The organism is Vagococcus sp. 211 (assembly GCF_056322705.1).
On record NZ_CM150475.1, the window covers coordinates 1,487,657 to 1,512,944 of the forward strand.

20 protein-coding genes are annotated in these 25,288 nt (G+C 37.0%); 12 read left to right on the forward strand and 8 right to left on the reverse strand.

Annotated features, from left to right (window positions below; all coding sequences use genetic code 11):
• Nucleotides 1-21: 21 nt before the first annotated feature.
• A complete protein-coding gene (locus ACVWM0_RS07265) occupies nucleotides 22-1,689 on the reverse strand; it encodes a protein O-GlcNAcase (protein ID WP_476471978.1) in 1,668 nt (555 codons plus the stop codon).
• A gap of 16 nt (nucleotides 1,690-1,705) precedes the next feature.
• Complete coding sequence (locus tag ACVWM0_RS07270) at nucleotides 1,706-2,782, reverse strand: GntR family transcriptional regulator (protein WP_476471979.1); 1,077 nt, start codon at nucleotides 2,780-2,782, stop codon at nucleotides 1,706-1,708.
• Nucleotides 2,783-2,931: 149 nt separating this feature from the next.
• Here ACVWM0_RS07270 and ACVWM0_RS07275 point away from each other — a divergent pair, with 149 nt between their 5' ends.
• Complete coding sequence (locus ACVWM0_RS07275) at nucleotides 2,932-4,227, forward strand: glycoside hydrolase family 125 protein (protein ID WP_476471980.1); 1,296 nt, start codon at nucleotides 2,932-2,934, stop codon at nucleotides 4,225-4,227.
• Between the two features lie 14 nt (nucleotides 4,228-4,241).
• Entirely contained in the window at nucleotides 4,242-6,935 is a 2,694-nt protein-coding gene (locus ACVWM0_RS07280) for an alpha-mannosidase (protein WP_476471981.1), read from the forward strand.
• Between the two features lie 39 nt (nucleotides 6,936-6,974).
• Here ACVWM0_RS07280 and tkt read toward each other — a convergent pair whose 3' ends face one another.
• Together tkt and ACVWM0_RS07290 are read right to left on the reverse strand one after the other, a co-directional pair.
• Nucleotides 6,975-8,972: a transketolase gene (gene tkt, locus ACVWM0_RS07285; RefSeq protein ID WP_476471982.1), complete on the reverse strand. Its 1,998-nt coding sequence runs from the start codon at nucleotides 8,970-8,972 to the stop codon at nucleotides 6,975-6,977.
• A gap of 96 nt (nucleotides 8,973-9,068) precedes the next feature.
• Nucleotides 9,069-9,311, reverse strand: a complete 243-nt coding sequence (locus ACVWM0_RS07290) for a DUF896 family protein (RefSeq protein WP_476471983.1) — start codon at nucleotides 9,309-9,311, stop codon at nucleotides 9,069-9,071.
• 141 nt (nucleotides 9,312-9,452) lie between these two features.
• On the opposite strand from ACVWM0_RS07290, the gene lexA reads away from it, so the two are divergent.
• From lexA to ACVWM0_RS07340, 10 genes are all read left to right on the forward strand, one after another.
• On the forward strand, nucleotides 9,453-10,073 hold the full coding sequence (gene lexA / locus ACVWM0_RS07295; RefSeq protein ID WP_476471984.1) for a transcriptional repressor LexA: 621 nt from the start codon (nucleotides 9,453-9,455) through the stop codon (nucleotides 10,071-10,073).
• A 117-nt stretch (nucleotides 10,074-10,190) separates the two neighbouring features.
• Nucleotides 10,191-10,400 carry a hypothetical protein gene (locus ACVWM0_RS07300; RefSeq protein WP_476471985.1) on the forward strand — a complete coding sequence of 70 codons (210 nt, stop codon included), beginning with the start codon at nucleotides 10,191-10,193 and terminating at the stop codon, nucleotides 10,398-10,400.
• Nucleotides 10,401-10,608: 208 nt separating this feature from the next.
• Complete coding sequence (locus ACVWM0_RS07305) at nucleotides 10,609-11,799, forward strand: cation:proton antiporter (RefSeq protein WP_476471986.1); 1,191 nt, start codon at nucleotides 10,609-10,611, stop codon at nucleotides 11,797-11,799.
• Between the two features lie 129 nt (nucleotides 11,800-11,928).
• Nucleotides 11,929-12,966 (forward strand): M42 family metallopeptidase, encoded by a 1,038-nt coding sequence (locus tag ACVWM0_RS07310; protein ID WP_476471987.1) that lies wholly within the window; start codon nucleotides 11,929-11,931, stop codon nucleotides 12,964-12,966.
• Nucleotides 12,967-13,271: 305 nt separating this feature from the next.
• Complete coding sequence (locus ACVWM0_RS07315) at nucleotides 13,272-13,889, forward strand: 50S ribosomal protein L25/general stress protein Ctc (RefSeq protein ID WP_476471988.1); 618 nt, start codon at nucleotides 13,272-13,274, stop codon at nucleotides 13,887-13,889.
• A gap of 143 nt (nucleotides 13,890-14,032) precedes the next feature.
• Nucleotides 14,033-15,202 carry a hydroxymethylglutaryl-CoA synthase gene (locus tag ACVWM0_RS07320; RefSeq protein WP_476471989.1) on the forward strand — a complete coding sequence of 390 codons (1,170 nt, stop codon included), beginning with the start codon at nucleotides 14,033-14,035 and terminating at the stop codon, nucleotides 15,200-15,202.
• A 15-nt stretch (nucleotides 15,203-15,217) separates the two neighbouring features.
• The gene (locus ACVWM0_RS07325; protein WP_476471990.1) at nucleotides 15,218-16,504 is read left to right on the forward strand and encodes a hydroxymethylglutaryl-CoA reductase, degradative; all 1,287 of its coding nucleotides are present in this window, start codon (nucleotides 15,218-15,220) and stop codon (nucleotides 16,502-16,504) included.
• Between the two features lie 100 nt (nucleotides 16,505-16,604).
• Nucleotides 16,605-17,750, forward strand: a complete 1,146-nt coding sequence (locus ACVWM0_RS07330; RefSeq protein ID WP_476471991.1) for an efflux RND transporter periplasmic adaptor subunit — start codon at nucleotides 16,605-16,607, stop codon at nucleotides 17,748-17,750.
• A 1-nt stretch (nucleotide 17,751) separates the two neighbouring features.
• Nucleotides 17,752-18,471: an ABC transporter ATP-binding protein gene (locus tag ACVWM0_RS07335; protein ID WP_476471992.1), complete on the forward strand. Its 720-nt coding sequence runs from the start codon at nucleotides 17,752-17,754 to the stop codon at nucleotides 18,469-18,471.
• Nucleotides 18,464-19,687 (forward strand): ABC transporter permease, encoded by a 1,224-nt coding sequence (locus ACVWM0_RS07340; RefSeq protein WP_476471993.1) that lies wholly within the window; start codon nucleotides 18,464-18,466, stop codon nucleotides 19,685-19,687. Before ACVWM0_RS07335 ends, ACVWM0_RS07340 begins: the two co-directional genes overlap by 8 nt.
• A gap of 51 nt (nucleotides 19,688-19,738) precedes the next feature.
• On the opposite strand, the gene ACVWM0_RS07345 is transcribed toward ACVWM0_RS07340, so the two are convergent.
• From ACVWM0_RS07345 to ACVWM0_RS07360, 4 genes are all read right to left on the reverse strand, one after another.
• On the reverse strand, nucleotides 19,739-21,247 hold the full coding sequence (locus tag ACVWM0_RS07345; protein ID WP_476473687.1) for a DUF1846 domain-containing protein: 1,509 nt from the start codon (nucleotides 21,245-21,247) through the stop codon (nucleotides 19,739-19,741).
• 124 nt (nucleotides 21,248-21,371) lie between these two features.
• On the reverse strand, nucleotides 21,372-22,325 hold the full coding sequence (locus tag ACVWM0_RS07350; RefSeq protein WP_476473688.1) for an L-threonine 3-dehydrogenase: 954 nt from the start codon (nucleotides 22,323-22,325) through the stop codon (nucleotides 21,372-21,374).
• Nucleotides 22,326-22,336: 11 nt separating this feature from the next.
• Nucleotides 22,337-23,527 (reverse strand): glycine C-acetyltransferase, encoded by a 1,191-nt coding sequence (locus ACVWM0_RS07355; protein WP_476473689.1) that lies wholly within the window; start codon nucleotides 23,525-23,527, stop codon nucleotides 22,337-22,339.
• A 97-nt stretch (nucleotides 23,528-23,624) separates the two neighbouring features.
• On the reverse strand, nucleotides 23,625-25,238 hold the full coding sequence (locus tag ACVWM0_RS07360; RefSeq protein WP_476471994.1) for a CTP synthase: 1,614 nt from the start codon (nucleotides 25,236-25,238) through the stop codon (nucleotides 23,625-23,627).
• Nucleotides 25,239-25,288 lie beyond the last annotated feature (50 nt).

Below are 25,288 nucleotides of genomic sequence, written 5' to 3' on the forward strand. Positions count from 1 at the left end.
AGTAGTTTTTTTGATGACACGCTATTTTTTTACTGCCGATACATAGCGTTCATAATAAGTCAGAGGAATATTACTTCCAATTCGGTGATTTCCTGTATCAAGATTGGCTTTTATTTTAGCAGCCTCTGTTAAGTCATTAGCCATCATTGCTTCCCATAAGCTCATCTCTTCATGTACACGATTAAACCACGGTGACACTTGCTCTTTAAATGGAAGATAGTCCCATTTTTCTAGCTCTTGAACGGCTTCTTCTAACTCCGTCAACACCTTAGTTAATTCTTCTGTTTTTTGATGATTGAGACTCATCTCTACGTCAATCTCACGTTCCATATGGGTGTGACGATTTCGTTGGTGGTTAGCAAACACTACTAAATTTTCAGCAAGAGATGCCTCTTTAGTGTACGCCATCACGGTTTCCCTCCATGCATGATCTGGTTGAAAACTCGCCACACTCCACATGTAACGACTCGCATGATGCATGGTTAATTTAGATAACTCCCACTGCGCCATTGGATTCAACACAATTCCCTTCACCTGATAATCTGGATGATTTAAGTTCTTAGAGCGATTCGTATAGGGACTTAAAAATAAGCGTTGGTTATCTTGTTCAAAATCATTGACTGGCACATTGTCCCAAATAATCATTTCACGTTGATAAATGTTAGCCATTCTAGTCACTTCATCTGTCGTTATTCTTCTAGCCAATGTACTTGGACCTGTCCAAAATAGAGGAACCTCCTTATCTAATGCCTCATTGAGTTCTTCTAAATAAAGTGAATCAAAATCATTATCATATTCTGTTGGGCAAGCAACGAGTGAATAAACAGCTAATTCTGTTTTTAAATAAGCATTGATATCATTGATAATAAAGGCATGGGCCCGAGCACTGGATCCAAAACGACGCTTGTTTTCACCTTTTAATTCGTAGTCTATATCGTCTAATAATAAGCCAAAGTGAGTGACACCTAGATCAATCAACTGTTTTAATTTATCTTTTAATACTTTCATATCAGCTGGGTCAGTGTATTTGATATCATTTCCTGGACTAATCATGTACCAAAAATCAAGTCGATACGCCTCTGACAGCTCCAGTAATTCTTCGAAATGTCGAGTCATCTCTTCATCGTACAATTCACGCCAACGATGACGTTGTAAGGCATCATCTTTTGGTGCATACATATAGGTATTCATCTTCGTATCATGTAAAAATTTCAAACAATCTTTTCGGTTCTCTTTTGTCCAAGGCTTACCATAAAACCCTTCAATGATACCTCTGATATTAAAGCTGGGTGTATGACTTATCTTTAAAATAGGTAACGTTATTGTTGCTCCGTATTGTTGAAATAATTGACTTAACAAGGTCTGTGCATAATCCCATCCCCTTAAATGGCTACTTTCAACAATAATTTGATGATCCTTCGTTATCTCTAAGGTAAACCCATCCTGTGTAATGTTTCGATTAAACACATGTTGAATTAACACGTCACAGCCTTCATTTGGCTGATGATGTTCCCACTTAACAAACCCTGGATACAGTGATTTAGTAACCACTTTTTCATGGTTTTCAAATCGAAAAAAAGTACCTCTAAACTGACAAATAATGGCTTGCTTCTCAAATAAAAGATACTCCTCACTGAATACAACCTCTTCGTATGCATCTAATTCTTTCATCAACTGTGCTCTCTTCATCGTCTCACCCTTTGCTTTAATCTTCGGTTATTTTAGTACTTCCACGCTGAATCAACTCAACTGGAAGGATGTGCTCTTTAGTCGGTTTAACAGGAGACTTGATTTTCTCCATTAGTAACTCTGCTGCAACTCTTCCCATAGCGTAAAAATTTTGGGCCACAGTACTTAAAGGAGGCTCCACTAAATTGGCTGCTTGAATGTTGTCAAAACCAACAACCCCAACTTCTTCAGGAATTTTCATTCCCATTTGATTTAAATGTGTCATAAGTTTAATCGCAATCACGTCATTCTCTACGACTAATCCTATCTTTTGACCTTTATTAATTTCCTCTTTAATATGGGCGCCAATGCGATCAAAAAATAGCGCTAGAGGCTCTTCCGCTTTAGCAACACAATGCGTCGGAATCTTATCTACATCATATAATGCAGATAAGTAACCTAAGTAACGGTCCCTTACAGAGGATAGCTCTGATAACTGATTGGTACTCACAAAATAAATATCATCACAGCCTTGTTTTAATAAATGTTCCGTTGACACTTTACCACCTGATTCGTTATCTGCTACAACTGAATCATACTTTATTTTTTCTATTGATTTATCAATAAGCACAACAGGAATATCTTGTTTTTGGCATTTATACAAAAAGTTTAGGCTAATTTCTGTATTAATTGGGTAATATAAAATACCTGCATAATCATCTTTTAATGTGTAATCATTACCAGTAAATAACCATTCATGAGGTTGCATTTGTAACCGGTAATCAGAATCTTTGAACGCTTCTAATATACCTTCTGCATAATTACCAAAACCTTCATTTTGGGCAAAAGGCATAATAAATAGAATCGTGTCATTGGGACGCTTATGAGATGTTTTCTCGTCCCCTTTAACAAAACTTCCCTTTCCTCTTAATCGGTAAATAAGTCCTTCATTTTCTAATTCTACTAGAGCTCTTTTAGAAGTGATTCGACTGACGCCATAAGTTTCAGATAACTCTAATTCTGTGGGAAGCTGCATGTCTTTTTCATAGACGCCAGTATAAATTTTGTTTTTAAGTTCTTGGTATATTTGCTTATATAGTGGTTGTTCTTTCATATTTTTCCATCCTTATCTATTATCATGATATATCATATCACAATTATTACAAAAAAAAAATATACTCATTACTACTAGACAGATAACTTGATATACCATATAATCATTATTATAAATAATTGATATATCATTCAGGAGGAATACACATTATGGCTTACACTGAAATACCACAATCTGTTCAAGCATTTATGGATAAAATGACGCACTTATGCGAAGACACACACCCACGTTGGGCTGAAAATTTTAAAGCTGGGTTTGCCAACACTTTATTAACAACTGTTCGTCGTTATGAGGATGGAACAACGTTTTTATTAACAGGAGATATTCCTGCTATGTGGTTACGAGACTCAACGGCTCAATTTAGACCTTACTTAGTTATCGCTAAAGAAGACAAAGACATTCGTGACATGATTGCCGGTCTTGTGAAGCGTCAGTTCAAATATATCAATATGGATCCTTATGCCAATGCTTTTAATGAAGAAGCTAACGGTAAAGGACACCAAACAGATGATACAGAAATGACCGATTGGATTTGGGAAAGAAAATATGAAATCGATTCACTATGCTACCCTATTCAACTATCTTACTTACTATACAAACAAACGGGAGAAACGTCTCAATTTAACGATGACTTTCATGAAGGCGTTAAAAAAATTCTGAACGTCTGGCAGACTGAACAAAATCACGAAAACTCTCCTTATAATTTCGAGCGTGACACATGGCGTAAAGAAGATACATTGACTCACGAAGGAAAAGGAACACCCGTTGCACCAACTGGCATGACATGGTCAGGTTTTAGACCTAGTGATGACGCTTGTATCTATGGTTATTTAATCCCTTCAAATATGTTTGCAGTTGTCGTTCTTGGCTATCTTGAAGAAATCTACTCTACCTTGTTCAATGAACCAACCATTGTCTCTGCAGCCACTAAACTTAAAACCGACATCCACGAAGGAATCCAGCAACATGCTGTGGTTAAAAATAAAGCAGGCAAGGCTATTTACGCCTATGAAGTAGACGGTTTAGGTGGGTACTCTATTATGGATGACTCGAACGTACCAAGTCTAATGGCCGCCCCTTACCTAGGTTACTGTGAGAAAAACGATCCAACTTACTTAGCTACCCGTGAGACCTTACTAAGCAAAGAAAATCCTTATTTCTACGAAGGAACATGTGCGAAAGGAATTGGCAGTTCCCACACACCAGAAAACTATGTTTGGCCAATCGCTTTAGCTATTGAAGGTTTAACCACAGATAGCAAAGAAGAAAAAGAACGTATCTTAAATTTATTGGTTGATAATGATGGTGGGACTAACTTAATGCATGAAGGATTTGATGTCAATGACCCGAGCCAATTCACTCGCGAATGGTTCTCTTGGGCTAACATGATGTTTTGTGAATTAGTCATGGATTACTATGACATTCGTATTGATGCTAACTACTAAAAGGAGTGACACCAATGACAAAGAAAAAAGTATATATTATTTCTCATAGCCACTGGGATCGTGAGTGGTACATGCCATATGAACAACATCATATGCGCTTAATCCGTTTAATGGACGATTTATTAGACCTTTTCAAAACAAATCCTGACTTCAATAGCTTTCATTTAGATGGACAAACCATTATTCTAGATGATTACTTGCAAGTTAGACCCGAAAAAAGAGCGGAAGTACAAGAGGCCATTGATAAAGGAAAATTAAAAATTGGGCCCTTTTATATTTTACAAGATGACTTTCTAATTAGTAGTGAAGCCAACACACGAAATACGTTAATCGGACTAGAAGAAAGTCGCAAATGGGGGAACCCTACGATGCTAGGGTACTTCCCTGATACTTTTGGGAACATGGGACAAACCCCTCAAATGATGAAAGAAGCCGGGATTAAAGCCGCTGCTTTTGGTCGTGGGGTTAAACCGACAGGCTTCAACAACGCGGTCATTAATGATGAAAAATACGCGTCTCAATTCTCGGAAATGTGGTGGGAAGGACCAGACAGCTCTAACATCTTTTCCCTATTATTCGCCAACTGGTACAGCAATGGTAATGAAATTCCTACTGAAAAAGAAGAAGCAATTAATTTTTGGAACCAGAAATTAGCAGATGCGGAACAATTCGCTTCGACTAACCATATTCTTATGATGAATGGTGTAGATCATCAACCTGTTCAAAAAGACGTGACAGATGGTATTAAATTAGCCAATGAACTTTATCCTGACTACGACTTTATTCATAGTAACTTCGATGATTATCTAGAAGCTGTGATGAATGATGTTCCTGAAAACTTAAGTACAGTTGAAGGAGAATTAACCTCTCAAGAAACAGATGGCTGGTACACATTAGCTAATACTTCTTCTGCCCGTATTTATATCAAACAAAAAAACACAGACGTTCAACGTCAACTTGAAAACGTGACAGAGCCACTAGCTACAATGGCTTATGAAGTGACAGGTACTTATCCTCATGACGAACTACGTTATGCTTGGAAAACGTTAATGCAAAATCATCCCCATGATAGTATTTGTGGGTGCAGTGTGGACGAGGTGCATCAAGAGATGATGACCCGTTATCAAAAAGCAGAGGAAGTTGGTAAATACTTAGCTGAAGAAGCAACAACAGCTTTAGTTAATGCCATTGATACAACTTCTTTCCCTTCTGATAGCAAACCTTTTGTTATTTTCAACACTTCTGGTCACCAAAGATCTCAAGTAGTTGAAACAATCATTGAATGGAAACGTCTACCTTTTTCAGAAGGTATTCCACACGAATTGTTCCATGCTCTAGAAGAAGAAGTTAATACTTTAACTGATTTCCATGTGATTGATGAAACTGGAACGGTGATTCCTTCAGACTTACTCAATACCGAGGTTTCTTTTGGGTATGACTTGCCAACCGACCGATTCCGTATTCCTTACATGGCTATCTATGTAACTGTTCGACTTAACTTAACTAGTATGCCTGGTATGTCTTGGAAAACAGTAGCTCTTAAGGAAGATAAAGGCATGACTGATACAACCTCTCTTGTTAACATTGGGACCTTTACCCTTGAAAATAACGTTCTAAAAGCAAGAGTTCTTGAAAACGGACAACTAGAAATAACAGACAAAATACGTCAGCATACCTATCCTCATGGAATGATCTTCGAAAATACGGGAGACATTGGTAATGAGTACATTTACAAGCAACCAAAAGAGGATATGCCTTTGTATGCCCATGATTTTAAAACAACAAGAGAAATTATAACAGACACTCCTCTTGTTGCCGAAATCCGTGTCACTCAAGAAATGATGATTCCTATTTCTGCCGATACTCTACTTACGAGCGAAATGAAGGCTGTTTATGAAATGCGTGAAAGAGAAGCCGGTCGAAGCGCTGAACTAGCACCATTTATCATTGAAACAACCATTCGTCTAGAAAAAGACAGCAAGCAATTAACATTCCACACTGCATTTGATAACCAAATGAAAGATCACCGATTACGTGTTCTTTTCCCTACTGGCTTAACGACTGATGTCCATTATGCCGAAAGTATTTTTGAAGTCGTCAAGCGACCAAATAACGTTAATTCAGCTACTTGGGAAAATCCTACTAATCCGCAACATCAACATTCATTCGTGAATGTTAATGAAGAGTCTCTAGGAATGACTGTGGCAAATTATGGTATCAATGAGTATGAAATCCTAACAGATAACAATACGATTGCTTTAACGATTTTACGCGCTGTGGGAGAACTTGGAGATTGGGGATATTTCCCAACACCGGAAGCCCAATGTTTAGGTAAACAACATGTAGATTACGCTGTCAGCTGTCATGGGGCAGACGATAAATACGACACCTTCATACAAGCACAGCAGTTCCAAATACCAATGACTGTGGCTCAAACCACACAACATTCGGGTAAACTAGATGCGACTTCTCACTTTCTATCGATTGAGAGTAATCAATACGCTTTGACGGCTCTTAAACGCAAAGAAAATGGCAGTGATATCATTACGCGTGGGTTTAACTTATCTAACGAAACTTCTTGTGAATTATCCATTGCGATTCCTCATTACAATGGCAAAGAAGCTAACATGATAGAAGAGTATAAAAATGAAGCCATTCAAACAACTCTAGCTCCAGCTAAAATACAAACTATTCGTTGGACAAAATAAAAAAATGCCAAAAGCTGAAATAGCTTTTGGCATTTTTTATTATAATCCTTTAAAAGTTGCTACAACATTTTCTACAGTAAAACCATATTTTTCAATGACTGTGTTACCAGGAGCGCTTGCTCCAAAAGTATCAATGCCCATTGTTGCTCCATCAAAACCTACATAACGTTCCCAACCAAGGGTTGCTCCCATTTCAATGGATACGCGTTTTCTAACAGCTGATGGTAAGACACTTTCTTTATAAGCAGCATCTTGTGCTTCAAATAATTGAGTACTTGGCATAGATACCACTGACACGTCGATGTTTTCTTTTCTTAATTCTTTTTGTGCTTGTACGGCTAAGTTAACTTCCGAGCCTGTCGCTATCAAAATACCTTCTGGTTGTTGCCCTTCTTGCGGAGAAATCACGTAAGCCCCTTTGACTACGTTCTCTGGTGCAAGCTCTTTACTACCTTCTAGTACAGGTAAGTTTTGACGAGATAAAGCAAGAACTGTCGGTGTTTCTTTTGATGTGATAGCTATTTTCCAAGCTGCGGCAACTTCGTTACCGTCTGCTGGGCGAATGACATTCACATTTGGAATACTTCTTAAGCCTGATAATTGCTCAATTGGTTCATGAGTTGGTCCATCTTCTCCAACGGCAATAGAATCATGAGTTAAAACATAAGTTACTGGTGCTTTTTGAATCGCTGATAAACGCAAGGCTGGTTTTAAGTAATCCACAAAGACAAAGAATGTCCCACCGTATACTCTAGTACCACCGTGTAATGTAATACCGTTCATAGCTGCTGCCATAGCGAATTCACGCACACCAAACCAAATATTACGTCCTTCGTATTGTCCAGGTTCAAAATCTTTCTCTCCCGCAATCATCGTGTTATTTGATGATGATAAGTCGGCAGATCCTCCCCAAAAATGAGGCACCGTTTTGGCGATTTCTTGAATCACTTCTTTACTTGTTACACGACTTGCGGCACTTGTCTCTAATTCATACACAGGCAATGCTTTATCTAAATCAGGCGTGATGTCATTATTGAAGGCTGCTTCAAATTGAGCCGCTAGTTCAGGGTATTCAACTTGATAGGCCTTGAATAAGTCATTCCATTTAGCTTCTGCTTCTTGTCCTTTAACGACCATCTCTTCATGGAAACGTGCCGTTACTTCTTCTGGTACAGTAAATTCAGGATAGTCCCAGCCATAAGCTTTTTTGGCAGTAGCAATACCTTCAGCACCAAGTGGTGCCCCGTGAACTTTATTCGTCCCTTGATTTTCAGCCCCGTAACCAATAATTGTTTTCACTTCAATAATCGTTGGTTTCGTTGTTTCTGCTTTAGCAGCTTCAATGGCTTTAGAAATGGCTTCTAAATCATTCCCATCTTTTACTAAGATATGTTGCCAACCTGTTGCTTCAAAGCGTCCTTTTACATCTTCTGAGAAAGATTTATCTAATGGACCATCTAAAGAAATATCATTTGAATCATATAACACAATCAATTTATCTAATTTTAAATGCCCAGCTAAACTAATTGATTCTTGAGAAATACCTTCCATTAAGTCTCCATCACCACATAAAGCATACGTGTAATGATCGACAATGTTAAAATTATCACGGTTGTAAGTCCCTGCTAAGTGAGCTTCTGCCATAGCAAAACCAACACTCATAGCAATCCCTTGTCCTAAAGGACCTGTCGTCGCTTCCACACCATCCGTATGATACACTTCTGGGTGTCCTGGTGTTAAACTATCCCATTGACGGAATTGTTTTAGTTCTTCCATTGGTAAGTTATAACCTGATAAATGCAATAAACTATATAACATAGATGAGCCATGACCAGCAGATAAAATAAAGCGGTCTCTGTCTACCCAATTTCTTGATGTGCTTGGATTAACTTTCAAGTGTTTTGTCCAAAGCGTGTACGCCATTGGAGCAGCCCCCATTGGTAACCCTGGGTGTCCTGAATTTGCCTTTTGAATCATGTCTAAACTTAGTGTACGAACTGCGTTAACTCCTAATTGATCTATTTGGTCGAATGACATAAATAAGCCTCCTGTTAATTTAGGTTTTTATTACTTTTATTAAATTGTAACCTTATTGGACAGTTTTTGCAAGTTCTTTCAATACTTTACTTAAGATTATCTTCCGTGGATCCCTTTTTCTTTTTGGATTTTTTTCAACTTATCTGGCGTCACGTCGCTACCTTCTTGATCAACCACTTTCATTCCTTCTATGTGATGTCTCATCCCACCTCTAAATACTTCAATGTATTCAGTACGTAACTCTTTTTGTTCTGTTTTTTCTGCTTCAGTTAAACCTTCAGCCGTTTTAGATTTGTTTGCTAATTCGTTAATACGTTTCATTTTTTCTTCTGATAACATAATGAAAACCTCCTTATTTCGCTTTAATCTTAGCTTAAATTGACAAAAAAAACAATCTTTTGATTCTCCAAAAAAGCGAACATCTGTTTGATTATTATTTTTAGATATGTTATTATTAAAAAAAAGATATAGGAGGAACGTATGACAAAAAAACAATCTCCTAGACAGTTAGAAGTTCTAAAATATATCCATGAAAAAGTAGAAGAACGTGGTTATCCACCGACCGTTAGAGAAATTGGACTGGCTGTTAACCTATCATCCACCTCTACTGTTCACGGTCACTTATCTCGTCTAGAAAAAAAAGGGCTCATCTTAAGAGACCCAACAAAACCAAGAGCGATAGAATTAACAGAAGATGGTTTAAAATTAATTGGTGCTCAACCTTCTACAATACCAATGTTAGGTGTCGTTACCGCAGGTGAACCCATCTTAGCTGTGGAAGACGCAACAGATTACTTCCCTCTTCCACCTGATTTAAAATATGAAGAAAACAGTTTATTCATGTTAACTATCAGAGGAGAAAGTATGATCAATGCAGGAATTTTTGATGGTGACTACGTCATTGTCAGAAGACAATCCTCTGCAATTAATGGCGATATTATTATTGCTATGAACGAAGATGATGAAGCAACTTGCAAACGATTCTTTAAAGAATCAGACCATATACGTTTACAACCTGAAAACGATACAATGGATCCTATTATTTTGTCTGATGTGTCTATTTTAGGTAAAGTTGTCGGTTTATATAGAAATAAAATATAAAGCAATGATATGCTTTATATTTTTTAAGCAAAAAAAGAACAAACGTTCGCATCTCTGTTATTTGTGAGATCCAGAGCTAAATAATCAAATTTATGAAAAATTTAAGGAGTGGGTAAAATGGCATCGATCAGACGCTATGCATTATTATTAATTGTGTTATTAATTGGAATTTTCTTAGGTACTTTTGGTTGGCGTTCTGCTCTTGTGTTTGTTATCCCTCTCCTCATGTTATGGATCATGATGTGGGACGAAAAAGCCTATGAACAGAAGCAATCTGAGCGTCATCCTGAACGACAACAGCACTATACTTATAAAAATACACCTTAACAAGTTTTCTTATTTTGAACACCCCTACAATTCTTATACACTTATCATTTATTTTTTTAAAATAACTTAAGATATATTAATTTTCTTAGTGTTTTCCTTATTTATTTTACAATTAAAGAACGTTTCATTTGATTTTATCCTACATTTAAAATAAAATATATATAAGGTTCATTATTAAGGTTTAAAATTGATAGGAGAAGTGATGTGTATGACGCTAGAATTGTTAAAGATGTTAATATTTATTTTGTTAGGAACGAAAATTGCTGGGCATTTATGTAATAAATTTAACTTGCCTGTTGTTTTCGGAGAATTGATGATGGGGATTTTCCTAGGCCCTGCTATTTTCAATATCGTTCAAGAAACAGATAGTATCGCTTTATTTGCAGAAATCGGGATTGTTCTTTTAATGTTCTTAGTCGGTTTAGAAAGTGATTTAACTTTATTAAAACGCTATTTAAAACCAGCTATATTAGTTGCTTCATTCGGAGTATTCGTCCCTTTCATATTTATTTCTATATTGGGACAATTTTTAGGGATGGGATTAGCAGAAGCAGTTTTCTTAGGCATCATTTTCAGTGCCACATCCTTAAGTATCACTGTTCAAGTTCTTAAAGAGTATGACTACCTAGATAATGAAGCTGGATCGATTACCTTAGGTGCAGCGATACTAGATGATACTCTCGTTGTTTTATTAATTAGTGTCTTTACAGCAGTTGTTACTTTTGATGCCTCTGTTGGTTTTACAGGCCCTATGGCTTGGGATTTGATTGGTAAAAAAGTACTATTCTTTGCCATTATGTATTTAGTCGCTAAATATTTGATTCAACCAACCATGGATGCTTCTGGTAAGTTAGTTGCTGTCAAAGGTGCCACCTCTATGGCCCTTGTCTTATGTTTTGCGTTTACCATTTTTGCTGAAGAAATGGGATTAAGTGATATTATTGGTGCTTTCTTTATCGGACTAATGTTATCAGGTCATGAAAGTAGTCATGAAATTGAAGAAGACGTTGGCACGATTGGCAATAGTTTGTTTATTCCTGTATTCTTCGTATCCATCGGGTTAGGGATTAATCTTCAAGCCTTTGTTTCACAACTTGGATTGATTATTATTTTATCATTAGCTGCAGTAGCTACTAAATTAGCAGGCGGGTACTTCGCCTCTAGATTAATGAAAGTAGAAAGAAAGCCTGCCTTTGTCGTTGGTTCTGGTATGGTCTCTAGAGGAGAGATGGCTTTAATTGTCGCTAAAATTGGACTAGAAGCCGGTTACGTTAATAACGATTTCTATACCGTTATTATCGCTTCAATTATCATTACCACTATCTTGTCTCCTCTACTGTTGAAATTCAGTATTAGATTAGAGCAAGAAGCAGCTGAAGAAGCAACTAGTTCTAATTAACAAAAAAGCATGTATGATAAAACCTTTATTCGGTATTTCAAACCGGTAAAGGTTTTTTTTACTTGAAAATCGGATTTTCTTAGATTATGGTTGAGTAGTATAAAATTTATAAAAAAGGATGACTAACTTATGACACAATCAACCATTGACTTGGTTCAAACCCTAACCAATATCCCCTCTCCTACAGGGGACACTCAAACAATTATCAATTATATTGATACATTATTAACATCAAAAGGCTACACACCAACCATTAATCGTAAAGGCTCTTTAATCGTAACCATACCTGGTACAGACCAAACCAATCAACGTTTTATTACAGCTCACGTTGATACTCTTGGTGCGATGGTTCGTGATATCAAACCAGATGGACGATTAAAACTAGACTTAATCGGTGGGTTTAGATATAACGCTATTGAAGGGGAATACTGTACCATTCATACTCAGAAAAACGGGACCCTTACAGGTACGATTCTCATGCATCAAACCAGTGTTCATGTGTACAAAGATGCTGGCACAGCAGAACGAAATCAAGACAACATGGAAGTCAGAATTGATGCTAAAGTCACAAATAAAGAAGAAACTAAGGCCCTAGGAATTCAAGTAGGTGACTTCATCAGCTTTGATCCAAGAACAGAAGTAACCCCTACTGGTTTTATAAAGTCACGTCATTTAGATGACAAAGTAAGCGCAGCTATTTTAATTAACTTCCTACTATCTCTAAAAGAGAACAATCAAACATTACCACATACCACACACTTCTTCTTTTCAAATAACGAAGAAATCGGCTATGGTGGTAACTCTAATATTCATCCTGATGTAGTCGAATATCTTGCCGTTGATATGGGAGCTATGGGAGATGGTCAACAAACAGATGAATACTCTGTTTCTATTTGTGTCAAAGATAGCAGTGGCCCTTATCATTTAAATTTTAGAAATCATTTAGTCGCTCTTTGTGAAACTAAAAATATCCCTTATCAATTAGATATTTATCCGTTTTATGGAAGTGATGCATCTGCAGCTATGCGTGCAGGCGCTGATGTTAAGCACGCTCTATTTGGAGCTGGTATTGAGTCCAGTCATGCGTATGAAAGAACCCATATCGAGTCTATTAACGCAACGGAACAGTTAGTTTCACAGTATTTATTTAGTGCATTAGTAAAATAAAAAGGTGTTCACTTGACGTTTTTTGAAAATACCTGTATGGTTAGTACATAAGCTTATATTATAGTGTGGTTTTTTGAAACCATGATGAGCAGGCAACAGACAGAGGCTTAAGTTATTGCTGTCGTTTTAACTTGATGTACTTCAGTTAAAGTCGCCGATCATTACTATAAAGTTTATCGTTCGTTCCAACTAACGCTGACATCGTTCAGTTGGAGGCAATTAATCGAATCTCGATTCTCGATTAACACTGCAGAAGTAAATAAACGAACTAAATTAGATTTTATTCTGAAGGAGGAAGATTATTTATGTCAGTAGTATTAAAAGTAGAAGAAAGAGCGACTAGACCTAGATCTATTCGTAACAAATTAAGATTAGCAGGTGAAGTTCCAGGAGCATTCCACGGCAACGGTATTGAAAACACACCGATGTCAGTTAACGCTTGGGAACTAGACAAAGCTATCCGCGAAAACGGCGTTAACGCTGTTTACACATTAGATTTAGATGGTAAAAAAGTAAGTACTTTATTACATGACTACCAATTAGACACATTTTCAAAAAGTTGGGTACACGTTGAATTCTTAGTTGTTGACATGACTGTTGAAACAGAAGTTGAAGCTGAATTAGTTCTAACAGGTACACCTAAAGGGGTTAAAGCCGGTGGTGTTCTTGAGCAAAACTTATACACTGTTATGGTATCTGCAACACCTGACAAATTACCAGAGCGCGTTGAGGTTGATATTACAGACTTAGTGATTGGTGATGCTTTAGTTATTAAAGATATCCCAGCTCATAAAGATTTCACTATTGTAACAGAAGCCGAAGAACAAATCTGTGCTGTAACTGAAATGTCTACAGCTGAAGAAGTTCTAGAACCTGCTGAAGGTGCTGAACCAGAAGTAATCAACGAAAAATCAGCTGAATAATAGATATCTCCCCTATCGGTTTATCCGGTAGGGTTTTTTTATTTGCTTTAAATTATTATTAAATTATAGGATTATCAAAAGCCTATATATTTTTTATGTTAAAATAACAAAGTAGATAACTAATAGAAAGTAGGATTTAATCAATGATAGGAATAGATAAAATAAACTTCTATACACCAAATATATATATGGATTTAGTTGACTTAGCAAACCACCGTAACATCGAACCAACTAAATTTACTATTGGCATAGGACAATCAAAAATGGCGGTACCTCCTATTACACAGGATACGGTCTCTATGGGAGCCAACGCAGCTTACCCTATCATTTCTGACGAAGACAAACAATTAATCGATCTAATTGTTGTAGGAACGGAGTCTGGGATTGATGAATCGAAATCAACAGCAAGTTTCATTCACCAGTTATTAGGGATTCATCCTTTCGCCAAGTCAATCGAAGTCAAACAAGCCTGTTATGGCGCTACAGCAGGATTAATGACAGCTCTTGATTTTGTTACCCTTAATCCTGAAAAAAAAGCCCTTGTCATTGGTTCTGATATCTCACGTTATGGATTAAAAACCTCTGGAGAAGTAACTCAAGGAGCAGGTGCTGTGGCGATGATTATTAGTAGCTCTCCTCGTATCTTAGTAATTAATAGAGACTCTGTCGCTATGACTGAAAATATTTTTGATTTTTGGCGTCCTAATTATTATGACACAGCTATTGTTGATGGAAAATTCTCAAATGAAGCTTATATGTCTTTCTTCAAAAAATTATGGGAGGAATACAGCGATCGTCATCACTCTCATTTTGCTGATTTTGAAGCCTTTTGCTTCCACCTACCTTACTCAAAAATGGGTAAAAAAGCGCTCTTACCTTTACTAGAAAATGAAGAAGACACGACGAAAGAACGATTATTAGCAAATTATGAGTTGAGTACCCATTACACTAAAATGATTGGCAATATTTATACAGGCTCTCTATACCTAAGTCTCATCTCATTATTAGATCAAGGGACACAGTTAACAGCTGGACAAAAAATTGGGTTCTTTAGTTATGGTTCTGGGGCAGTAGGTGAAATGTTCTCTGGAACCCTTGTCGAAGGCTTCCGTCAGCATCTCTTAACTGATGACTTAACAACCCTAGTAAACAACAGAACTGCACTAACGATAAATGAATACGAGACGATTTTCAATGAGCGTCTGCCTAAAACAGATGGGGTACATCCTATCCATTCAGATTACGACCAACAAAGTCGCTTTATCTTATCAGAAATCAACGAGCATCAACGCCGTTACACACAGCAATTTTAATAGGAGGATTTTTCCATGACACATTCATTCTCTAAATTTTATCAAAAATCGCGAGTAGAACGTCTTCAATTACTGCATGAAGCCGGCTACCTAACAGATGAGTCTCACGCTTTATTTGAACGCCAACCCGGTCTAACAAATGACGTAGCAGATTCTCTTATCGAAAATCAGCTCACCCAGTTTAGTTTACCCACTGGTGTTGCTTTAAATTTTGTCATTGATGGCAATGAATTGGTTATCCCAATGGTGGTAGAAGAACCTTCTGTCATAGCCGCTTGCAGTAACGCAGCTAAAATCATGAAGCCTCTAGGATTTACAACCACCATCAAACAACGCCTTATGATAGGACAGATTATCTTAACAGATATTGATGACTTCTCTTCCACCCTATCTAACCTAGCGTCACATAAAGAAGACATCCTAACGATTGCACACCATAGTCATCCTTCCATTGTCACACGCGGTGGTGGTGTTAAAGACATTGATATACGAGTCATATCAAACGAAGAACATAACGAAGAATTTATTACCCTTCATCTTCACGTGGATGTTAGAGATGCTATGGGAGCAAACATTATCAATACTATCTTAGAAGGCGTCACACCTTATATAGAAGATATTACAGGTGCTTCTGTGTTAATGTCTATTCTGAGCAACTACAACACTGAAGCCCTTGTAACAGCGACGTGCCGAGTTCCTATGAACACCTTGGATACGTCTTCCTTATCTGGAGAAGATATTAGTAAAAAAATCGTTGCGGCCACGCGTTATGCTAACTTAGATCCTTATCGTGCTGCTACCCATAATAAAGGTGTCATGAATGGCATTGATTCTGTGGTTATTGCCACAGGAAATGATCCTCGCGCTGTCTCTTCTGGTGCTCATGCTTACGCTAGTCGTTCAGGTCAATATAAGAGTATGACACGTTGGACTATTGACGGGGAAAATCTCGTTGGAGAATTAACCCTACCTATGGCAGTTGGTTCTGTTGGTGGCGCTATTTCTGTTTTACCTATGGCTCAAGCTAATTTAAAAATCATGGGTGTCACTCATTCAGAACAGTTGGCTCGTATCATCGTCAGCGTTGGTCTCGCCCAAAATTTTGCTGCACTAAAAGCCTTAGTAAGTGACGGTATCCAAAAAGGACACATGAAACTACATGCTAGTTCATTAGCCATCCAAGTAGGAGCCGTTGGAGAAGAAATTGAGGCAGTTGCTAATCATTTACGTGAAGCACCTTTGATGAATACACAAGTGGCCTCCGCTTTTTTAACCACTGTTAGATCGAAAGACCTTAGCTAAATGCTAAAGTCTTTTTTTATTCTATCAGACTTATGACTGATTTTTTTTTAGTCAATTTAAGTTACACTGTTATTATTACGATCAAAAAGGAGTTTATACTATGTCTAAAAAGAAAAAAATAATTATTGGGTCTATTATTGGTGTTGTAGTTGTCGGTCTTATCAGCGCCAAACTACTATTAAAGAAAGCCCCTGAACAGGCCAGTTTGCCTGAAGATAACATTGAGTACTTTACCATTGATAATGGGGAACAAGTTTTCATTAATGGTATTGTAACACCCGTTAAATCAAAAGAATTTGTAAAAGATGCTTCTCTAGGTAAACTAGGCGACTTACAAGTTAAGAACGGAGACAATGTGGATGAAGGGACAATCCTTTATCAATACGTCGATGAAACAACAGGAAATCAAATTACTGAACTGAATTTCCAAATTGAGTCAACACAAGCTGAAAAAGAAAAAGCAGCACGTCAAATGCAACTAGAGATTAACGAGTTGGGTTCAGCAAGCAGTGAGGAAGGTGCTCCCTCAACAGATACACAAGAATCCATACAACTAAAATATGATTTAAATAGCTTTGATATTAAAATCAATCAATTACAAACACAAATTAACGAATTATATGAAAAACAAGTGCATCAAGAAGTAGCTCCTTTCAGTGGGCAAGTCATTATCCCACAAGAACAAAACAGAGACAGTGCGATTATGACGCTCACATCTAATGATTTTTACGTTGAAGGAGAAGTAAACGAAAAGGATTTAGATAAAATCAAAGAAAAACAACCCGCTGAAGTGAGAGCCATTGCTAACAACGAGCTCTATAAAGGCGAAATTATTTATGTTTCTAACACACCTACTACTAGTGCAACAACAGAAGGTGCTGGCGGTGGTAATAATGGCGCTTTGTCAACTTACACCGTTAAACTATCTCTAAAAGACGCAAAAAAAATCAAAAAAGGTTTCCATGTACAGGCATCCATTAAATTAGATGATACTAAAGTTCAAATCCCTAAAGAAGCTGTAAAAACGGAAGATAAAAAATCATATGTGTTAGTTGATGATTTTGGGACTGTCTTACGTAAAGATATTGAAATAACAGATAAAGATGCCGATGATGGCCACGTTGTTGTAACAAGCGGCTTAGAAAGCATGGATAAAATTATCGTGAAGTCTGATCGGGAATTGAAAAATGGGGAAATCCTAGGTGAACCTGCTATAGATGATAGTGGAGAAAAGGAGTCGAAGTAATATGTTAGATAAAAATACGACCTCTTCTACCCCACTCATTGAAATAAAAAACATGAATAAGTATTATCCTGTAGGAAAAGAACAATTACACGTTCTTAAGAATCTTGATTTAACCATTGAGCGAGGGGAATTTCTCATGATTATGGGGAAATCAGGTAGCGGGAAAACAACCCTAATGAATATTATAGGTTTCCTTGATCAGTCAACAGATGGTACCTATATTTTCGATGACGAAGATGTTTCCACTTTGACCGAAAACCAAAAATCAGATTTAAGAAATCAATACATTGGTTTCATTTTTCAACAATTTTTCTTAATTCAATCTTTGAATATTCGTCAAAATGTGGAACTTCCGATGATTTATGAAGGAAAGAAAAAAGAACCTGCCAGACGTAAAATCGCTGATCATTACCTTGATTTAGTTGGTTTAAAAGGAAAAGAAGTGTCGAAATCAACCGAATTATCTGGTGGACAACAACAACGTGTTGCTATCGCTAGAGCTTTAGTTAACGAGCCCCTACTTATCATGGCTGATGAGCCAACGGGAGCTTTAGATAGTGAAACCAGTTCAGATATTATGGGCATCCTTTCTGATCTTAATAAAGAAGGCAAGACAATTGTCATGGTTACCCATGATGCGGACATGCGTAAATATGCTTCCCGCGTTGTCTATATGAAAGATGGCGTATTTCTAAATGAGGAGGAGTATTTAAATGGTTAAAAATCTTTTATTAAGTACCTTCTTGAGCTTAAGAGCGCACAAATTAAGAGTGTTCCTAACTATGGTAGGTATTATCATTGGAATTACTGCTGTTGTTACCGTATCTGCGATTGGTGAAGGAATGAAACAAAGTAGTTTAGAAGTATTAGATTCTACAGATTCTAATACCATCCGTCTGGTTTATAGGTTGGATTTAGAAGATGATGAAGCGGCTGCAGGTAGTAGCTTTGACTCTTTTGCCTTTAACAGAACAGATTTAAAAACGTTACGTAAATTAGATAATATTGATAATATCGCCGCTGACTACGGCTATGGATTCGGTTCAACAGAAACTATCGATGCCAGCTTGGCTTATTTTGAAACCAGCAGTTCTGGTCAAATGATGGCTTTTAAGAAAGCAGCAGATAATATCGCCTTTGGTCATGATTTAACAGAACAAGACATGAACGATAATAAAATTGTCTTAACTTATGAATCCATGCAACAATCACTAAACGTAAGAAATCCAAAGGACATTATCGGAAGAGCCATTGATGTGGATGGTTTGAAATTCCAAGTTGTTGGTGTTAAACAGAAATTAGATATGGATCAAATGATCATGGATGATTCTGTTTTCTATAATGTTATCCCCAAAAAAGCTTACAATGAATTGGCTAAAAATAAACCAATTAATGCGATTAAAATGAAACTATCTGAGGGGGCTGACCGTGGGCAAGTTGTTGATGAAGCCAACACACTTCTGAAAGAACGCCATCCTGATTTATTAGGTAACTTTGAAGAAGACCGTTCTAACGAACAAATGCGACAACAAATTGAAAGTATGTTGCAAGCTGTGATTACTGGACTCCTATTTATTACTGCTATCTCATTACTTGTTGGTGGTATCGGTGTTATGAATATTATGTACGTTTCCGTATCCGAACGTAAACGTGAAATTGGTATTCGCCGTGCTATTGGTGCCAAACCTTCTAATATTCTGATTCAGTTTTTATTAGAAGCTGCCTTTATTACTCTAATTGGTGGAATTATTGGTGTCCTACTCGGATCAGGTATTGCGTCACTTATTTCATCTATCAGCCCAGATATTAAAGCAATTGTTAGTCCTAAAATGGCCTTCATGTCTGCTAGTATTTCTGCTGGTATTGGTTTAATATTTGGTGTTATTCCAGCTGTCAACGCGTCTAAAATGGATCCTATTAAAGCGATCTATCAATAATTATCGTGATACAAAATACAAAAAAACTCGCCAGTTCGGCGAGTTTTTTGTTTAGATATAAAATAAATTTTCTGATGAGAAGATAGCATCACTCGTCACATTGATACCTAATTTTTTAAGGATTTGTTCATCGTCCTTATTTAAAATAACTGTTGAATGAGCCTCTACCCCATCTAACTTAGCCAGTTGTTCATAAGCCAGTTGTGCTGTCGGATTCGTTACCGCACTGATTGATAAAGCAATCAATACTTCGTTCGCATTTAAAGCTGTAATTTTATTATGTAATTCTTGATCTTTCATTTTTCTGATTGTTTCTAAGATAACAGGTGATAATAATAAGATATCATCACTAATATTACCTAAGTATTTAACGGAATTCAAAATCGCAGCTGCTGAAGAATCCATTAAACCAGATGAACGACCCGTAATCACTTTACCATCTTCTAATTCAAAGGCCATCACTGATACAGGAGGTAATAGATTTTCTGATTCTTTCAACGTTTGAGCATAGGCTCTCGCAGGTAAAACAGGGCCTCTATCTTCTTTTTTCAGCTCCATCTCTTCCATAATAAGTTGGATGCGATTAACAACTTCGTCATCTACCATGCCACGTTTATGATAACATTCTGTATCAAAACAACGACGAATAATTTCTTCTTTAGAAGCTTGTTGAACTGCCTCATCATCAATAATACCAAAACCTACTCGGTTAACCCCCATGTCTGTTGGAGATTGAAACACTGATTCTTGTTTCGTGATACGCTCAATGATACGTTTAATCACAGGAAACGTCTCAATGTCACGGTTATAATTAACTGCCACTTCACCGTAAGCATCATAATGGAAAGAATCAATCATATTAACATCTTTTAAGTCCACTGTCGCTGCTTCATAGGCAATGTTTAACGGATGTTTCAATGGCACATTCCACACTGGGAAAGTTTCAAATTTAGAATAGCCTGCAATATTTCCTTGACGACTTTCATGATAAATTTGGCTTAAGCTTGTGGCAAGTTTCCCGCTACCTGCCCCTGGTGCTGTCACGACAACAATAGGTTTTGTTGTTGGGATGTAAGGATTTTTTCCAAAACCTTCATCGCTCACAATTTTATCAATGTTTGATGGGTAACCATCAATGGCTTCGTGAGTATACACCTTTATGTTGCGTTTTTTTAGCTTATTAATAAATATTTTTGTAGAAGGCTGACCACTATATCGTGTAATAACAACGCTGTTTACCTTCAAACCATACTCATTAAACTCATCAATGGATTTCAAAATATCCATGTCATACGTAATGCCGTAATCTCCACGAATTTTATTGCGCTCAATATCTCCCGCATAGGCACAAATAATAATTTCAGCTTGATCTTTTAATTTTTGCAAAATTTTGATTTTAGAATCTTCATCAAACCCTGGTAACACACGTTTAGCATGCTTATCTCCTATTAATTTCCCACCGAATTCTAAATACAATTTATCATAGTTATTCACACGTTCTAAAATATATTTTGATTGCTCTTCAATATATTTATCTGAATCAAAACCAATTTTTTTAATCATCAAGCGTTGCCTCCATTTTTTTCCTGATTTCTTATCTTAACTTCTCATTATAAAATAACTCTCGCTTAAAAGCGAAAGAAAACATCTCTTTCATCAAAAAAACCGTATAGTCTATACGGTTTTATTTAGTCATTTTTTCTGATAATTTAGCTAGCATATCCTCTGTCATATTATCTAAATGAAAAGCAGGATCAAATCCCCATTCCTCTTTAGCGCACTGACTATCAATACTATTTGGCCATGAGTTAGCAATTCCTTGTAATTTAGGATTAACATCATAACTCATTGTAAACTCTGGCATTATCTTTTGGATGCTTCTTTTAATTTCTTCTGGATCAAAAGACATAGCTGTGATATTAAAAGCATTACGATGGGTTAGCTTATCTTTAGGTGCCTCCATTAACTTGATAATCGCATCAATGGCATCTGGCATGTACATCATATCCATATAAGTCCCTTGCTCTAGCGGACAAACATAATGCCCCTTCTTAATGGCTTCATAGTAAATCTCAACAGCATAGTCTGTTGTTCCTCCTCCTGGCAATGTATCATAAGAAATTAGCCCTGGGAAGCGAACGCCTCTTGTATCTACACCTAATTTGTCATGGTAATAGTCACACAGTAACTCACCCGCTACTTTTGTCACACCATACATTGTTTTAGGGCGTTGTAACGTATCTTGAGGGGTGTTGTCTTTAGGTGTTTCTGGACCAAATGCGCCAATAGAACTTGGTGTGAAAAAGGATAGATTTAACTTTCTTGCTACTTCTAAAGCATTCGTTAAGCCTGTCATGTTAATAAACCAAGCGTCTTGTGGTCTGTCCTCAGCCACAGAAGATAATAAGGATGCTAGATGAATCATTGTGTCTGCTTTAAATGTTTCTGCTAATTCATACATTTTATCAGCATCTAACACATTTAATTCTTCAAATAATCCTCCATCAACTGTTTTATTGTTATCAGGTCGACGAATGTCTGTTGCTAAGACATTCTCTACCCCTTTTTCACGACGTAATCTTGCTACTAATTCCGATCCAATTTGGCCTAAACAGCCTGTTACAATAATCCGCTCCATCATTCGTTCTCCTATTCAATAATTCCCATTTCTTTTCCAACTTTTTCATAAACACTAATCGCTTGATCCAGCATTTCTTTCGTATGTGCCGCTGTTGGCATGTTACGAACACGACCTGTACCAAGAGGAACTGTTGGGAAAACAATTGGTTTAACATAAACGCCATTTGCAATTAACTGACGTGAAAATTCTTGTGCTAACTTTTCGTCACCTAAGATAACTGGTGTAATTGGTGTTTCTGATGCACCAATATCGTAACCGATCCCTTGTAATTTTTCTTTAAAATAATTAGCATTATTCCATAATTTTTCCACGTGAGTTGGGTCTTTTTCCATTAAATCAATGGCTTTAATGACCGCACCTGCTGCACCTGGTGTTAAGGATGTTGAAAATAAAAACGGACGTGATTGAGATTTTAACCAGTCTATCAATTTTTGAGAACCCGCAACGTAACCACCAACAACACCAATGGCTTTAGATAATGTCCCCATTTGGAAATCCACCTTGTCTGATAAACCAAAATGTTTAACTGTTCCCGCACCACCACCAAGAACACCTGATCCATGGGCGTCATCCACATACACCATTAAATTATATGTTTCAGCAATCGTCATGATTTCCGGTAATTTAGCGACATCTCCATCCATAGAGAAAACGCCATCTGTGATATACATAATTTTATTATATAATCCACTTTCTACCGCTTCTTTCGCTTTAGCTTCTAAATCAACCATATCAGAATGCTCAGCACGAATGATTTTAGCTCCTGATAAACGACAACCATCTATAATCGAGGCATGATTCAACGCATCAGAAATAATGGCATCCCCTTTTTTCATCACGGCAGAAATCGCCCCCATGTTACAGTTAAATCCTGATTGGTAAGCAATGGCTGCTTCTGTTCCTTTAAATGAGGCAATACGCTCTTCTAACTCACGGTGAATATCTAAAGTACCGTTAATTGTTCTAACTGCTCCAGCCCCTACTCCGTAGTTATTTGTTGCTTCATTTGCTGCTTGAAGTAATTCAGGATGAGTAGCAAATCCTAAATAGTTATTAGATGCTAAATTAATTTTTTCTTCTCCATTGATATGTATCGTGGGACCATTTGCACCATCCAATACATCAATTGTCGAATACAATCCTTTTTCTTTTAAATCTGCTAAACCAGCGTCTAAAAATTTCTCTAAATCTGGACTCATTTGGCTCATTATGCATACCTCCAATTTTTACTCGTAGTTTCATTATAGCCTTTTTACAGAGAACTTGCTTCTATTTCACTTAGTTTCTAGTTAAATTTTAACGCGCTTTTTCTTGTTCTTCAATGGCCGTATGAATAAATTCAGTAATCAATCCTTGAGGTCGATTTGGACGTGAGATGAGTTCAGGGTGGAACTGACAACCAACAAAGAAAGGATGTTCTGGTAGTTCTACAATTTCAACTAATCGGTTATCTGGTGAGACGCCTGAAAAAATCATCCCATGTGCTTCGAATAACTCTCGGTACTCGTTATTAAATTCAAATCGGTGACGATGACGCTCTTTCACCTCTTTGACTCCCTTATAGGCTTCAAACGTCCGAGTGTTCTCTTTGATTTTACATGGATACAATCCTAATCTAAGCGTTCCTCCTAGTTCCTCTACTTCCACTTGGTCAGACATCAAATCAATAATCTTATAAGGCGTATCTGGGTGTGTTTCTGCTGAGTGAGCGTCTTTTAAACCAACCACATTACGGCCAAACTCCACACAAGCCATTTGCATTCCTAAGCAAATACCTAAGAAAGGACGTTTTTTCTCTCTAGCATACTGCGTGGCTAATATTTTTCCTTCTAGTCCTCTATCGCCAAATCCACCAGGAACAATAATACCATCTGCTTCATCTAATGCCATTTCAAGTGTTTCTCTCGTTAATGTTTCTGCATTTACCCACTTAATATCCACATGAGTATTGTAGACAAAGCCTGAGTGTTTCAGTGCTTCTACTACTGAAAGATAGGCATCAGGTAACTCAACATATTTACCAACAAGAGCAATCTGTACTTTCCCCTCTAAGTTGAGCACTCGTTGTTCTAAACCTTCCCATTCTGTCATATCCGCTTCTGGTGTGTCTAATTTTAAATGCTCACACACAATGCGGTCTAATCCTTGCTTTTGCAAATTCAATGGAATCGAGTACAATGTGTCCACATCTCTTGATTCAATGACCGCTTCTTCTGCCACATCACAAAATTGAGCCAATTTTTGTTTAATACCAGGCTCCACCTCTTCTTCAGAACGAACAACTAAAATATTAGGTTGGATTCCAAGAGATCTTAACTCTTTCACACTGTGCTGTGTCGGTTTGGTTTTCATTTCACCCGCTGCCTTTAAGTACGGCAATAAGGTGGTATGAATGTACAATACATTATCTGCTCCAACATCTGCTTTCATTTGCCTTAATGCCTCTAAAAATGGTAACGATTCGATATCTCCTACTGTCCCACCGACCTCGGTAATCACCACATCGGAATCACTGATGGTCGCAGCTTTCATCATTTTTTCTTTGATTTCATTCGTGATGTGTGGGATAACTTGAACGGTAGCGCCTAAATAATCACCACGACGTTCTTTTTTTAGTACTTCTGAATAAATCTTCCCTGTTGTTACGTTTGAATACTGATTCAAATTGATATCAATAAAACGTTCATAATGACCTAAATCTAAATCCGTTTCTGCTCCGTCATCCGTTACAAAAACTTCACCATGTTGATAGGGACTCATTGTCCCTGGATCAATATTAATATATGGATCAAATTTTTGGATGGTCACATTGAGTCCTCTGTTTTTTAATAATCGTCCTAATGAAGCGGCAATAATTCCCTTACCAATAGATGACACTACGCCACCTGTTACAAAGATATATTTTGTCATATTCATTCCCCTTATCTCACTTGTTTTAGGAAGACCATTAAAAAATAAAA

What these genes read in the sequence shown, in the direction of transcription:
- ACVWM0_RS07265 (WP_476471978.1), bottom strand. Translation starts at nt 1,689, where the DNA reads ATGAAGAGAGCACAGTTGATGAAAGAATTAGATGCATACGAAGAGGTT.
- ACVWM0_RS07270 (WP_476471979.1), bottom strand. Translation starts at nt 2,782, where the DNA reads ATGAAAGAACAACCACTATATAAGCAAATATACCAAGAACTTAAAAAC.
- ACVWM0_RS07275 (WP_476471980.1), top strand. Translation starts at nt 2,932, where the DNA reads ATGGCTTACACTGAAATACCACAATCTGTTCAAGCATTTATGGATAAA.
- ACVWM0_RS07280 (WP_476471981.1), top strand. Translation starts at nt 4,242, where the DNA reads ATGACAAAGAAAAAAGTATATATTATTTCTCATAGCCACTGGGATCGT.
- tkt (WP_476471982.1), bottom strand. Translation starts at nt 8,972, where the DNA reads ATGTCATTCGACCAAATAGATCAATTAGGAGTTAACGCAGTTCGTACA.
- ACVWM0_RS07290 (WP_476471983.1), bottom strand. Translation starts at nt 9,311, where the DNA reads ATGTTATCAGAAGAAAAAATGAAACGTATTAACGAATTAGCAAACAAA.
- lexA (WP_476471984.1), top strand. Translation starts at nt 9,453, where the DNA reads ATGACAAAAAAACAATCTCCTAGACAGTTAGAAGTTCTAAAATATATC.
- ACVWM0_RS07300 (WP_476471985.1), top strand. Translation starts at nt 10,191, where the DNA reads ATGGCATCGATCAGACGCTATGCATTATTATTAATTGTGTTATTAATT.
- ACVWM0_RS07305 (WP_476471986.1), top strand. Translation starts at nt 10,609, where the DNA reads ATGACGCTAGAATTGTTAAAGATGTTAATATTTATTTTGTTAGGAACG.
- ACVWM0_RS07310 (WP_476471987.1), top strand. Translation starts at nt 11,929, where the DNA reads ATGACACAATCAACCATTGACTTGGTTCAAACCCTAACCAATATCCCC.
- ACVWM0_RS07315 (WP_476471988.1), top strand. Translation starts at nt 13,272, where the DNA reads ATGTCAGTAGTATTAAAAGTAGAAGAAAGAGCGACTAGACCTAGATCT.
- ACVWM0_RS07320 (WP_476471989.1), top strand. Translation starts at nt 14,033, where the DNA reads ATGATAGGAATAGATAAAATAAACTTCTATACACCAAATATATATATG.
- ACVWM0_RS07325 (WP_476471990.1), top strand. Translation starts at nt 15,218, where the DNA reads ATGACACATTCATTCTCTAAATTTTATCAAAAATCGCGAGTAGAACGT.
- ACVWM0_RS07330 (WP_476471991.1), top strand. Translation starts at nt 16,605, where the DNA reads ATGTCTAAAAAGAAAAAAATAATTATTGGGTCTATTATTGGTGTTGTA.
- ACVWM0_RS07335 (WP_476471992.1), top strand. Translation starts at nt 17,752, where the DNA reads ATGTTAGATAAAAATACGACCTCTTCTACCCCACTCATTGAAATAAAA.
- ACVWM0_RS07340 (WP_476471993.1), top strand. Translation starts at nt 18,464, where the DNA reads ATGGTTAAAAATCTTTTATTAAGTACCTTCTTGAGCTTAAGAGCGCAC.
- ACVWM0_RS07350 (WP_476473688.1), bottom strand. Translation starts at nt 22,325, where the DNA reads ATGGAGCGGATTATTGTAACAGGCTGTTTAGGCCAAATTGGATCGGAA.
- ACVWM0_RS07355 (WP_476473689.1), bottom strand. Translation starts at nt 23,527, where the DNA reads ATGAGTCCAGATTTAGAGAAATTTTTAGACGCTGGTTTAGCAGATTTA.
- ACVWM0_RS07360 (WP_476471994.1), bottom strand. Translation starts at nt 25,238, where the DNA reads ATGACAAAATATATCTTTGTAACAGGTGGCGTAGTGTCATCTATTGGT.